General features: G+C 57.0%; 1 protein-coding gene. It reads left to right on the plus strand.

Going from position 1 to position 1327, the window contains the following annotated elements; genetic code table 11:
* Positions 1-70 precede the first annotated feature (70 nt).
* Positions 71-1096, plus strand: coding sequence for an IS110 family RNA-guided transposase (locus tag ROE7235_RS19600; protein ID WP_092891546.1), 1026 nt, complete (start codon positions 71-73; stop codon positions 1094-1096).
* The last annotated feature ends 231 nt before the right edge of the window (positions 1097-1327 follow it).

The following is a 1327-nucleotide window of genomic DNA, read 5'->3' on the forward strand; positions in this document are numbered from 1 at the left end:
GAACCACATGGCGTAATCAGAGGGACAGCTCTCGTGCTACGCTACCGCTTTCATCAGCATGGAGGAGAAGATGAAGCATTTTGTGGGACTCGACGTGTCAATGAAGGAAACGGCTGTTTGTGTGGTCGATGACCATGGGCAGCGAATTTGGGAAGGCAGCGTCGCCAGCTCGGCTGATGCCATCGCTATGATCATTCGGCAGAAGGCACCGGATCTGGTTCGGGCGGGGATGGAGACTGGGCCTCAAGCCGTTTGGCTTTGGCATGCTCTGCGAGAAAGAGGAGTTGCGGTAGATTGCATACACGCACGGCGTGCGGCAGCCGCCTTGAAGCTGCAAGCTAACAAAACCGACCGTAACGACGCCTTTGGGCTGGCTCGCCTGGTTCACAGTGGCTGGTATGAGCCGGTGGCCATTAAATCGTTTGACCGCTACCGCATGCGGGCGGTCCTCACGGCGCGCGAGCGGATCGTCCGTATGTCTACGACGATGATCAATCAGATCCGTGGACTGGCCAAAACCTTTGGCCTGACGTTGTCCGCCGGCAAAGGACAGGTCTTTGAGCAGTCCGTTCGCCGGGCGTTGCCAAGCGATGCCGTCCTGCGCGATCTGTTTGAAAGCCTTCTCACAGTGCTGTCTGGTCTCAAAGATCAGCGCCGCGCGTTCGACCGCCAGCTTGCTCGTTTTGCACGGGAAGATGAGGCTTGCCGGGTTGTCTCAAGCGCGCCCGGTGTTGGCAATCTTACGGCAATTGCCTTTGTGACCTCTGTCGATGACCCGGCGCGGTTCCGATCGAGCTGCGATGTCGGCGCCTATCTTGGGCTGACGCCAAGGCGCTATCAATCAGGCGAAGTCGACATTGGCGGGCGCATCTCGAAGGCAGGAGATCGATTGACCCGTAAGCTTCTGTTTGAGGCCGCGACCGTAATCTTATATCGCGCTTCGCCCTCAATTGCATTGAAGCAATGGGGTTTGCGCATAAGTGCCCGATCCGGAAGCTGGAAGGCTCGCGTGGCACTGGCACGCAAGCTGGCGGTGACCCTTCTGACAATGTGGAAGACCAACACGATGTTCGAGAACAGGAGCTTCGCTGGATAATAAGACAAACAAAGAACGCCAGGCACGTTCCGGGTCTGGCCAAAGCCATCTCGAGACTCGCTTTGCTGCACGCCCTAAGACGAGCGCTGACAGCGTGAACCACATCGAGAGGCTTTTAAGCATGGCGCCACTGTGAGGCAGATATGATCTCCTGACCTCGAAGACGACAACGCAATGGACGCACAGCGACAAATAAGACCTGGAAAGAGCCTTGACCGATTAGACGACAAA

This window comes from Roseinatronobacter ekhonensis, from assembly GCF_900499075.1.
In the GTDB taxonomy this organism is placed as follows: domain Bacteria; phylum Pseudomonadota; class Alphaproteobacteria; order Rhodobacterales; family Rhodobacteraceae; genus Roseinatronobacter; species Roseinatronobacter ekhonensis.

What these genes read in the sequence shown, in the direction of transcription:
- ROE7235_RS19600 (WP_092891546.1), top strand. Translation starts at nt 71, where the DNA reads ATGAAGCATTTTGTGGGACTCGACGTGTCAATGAAGGAAACGGCTGTT.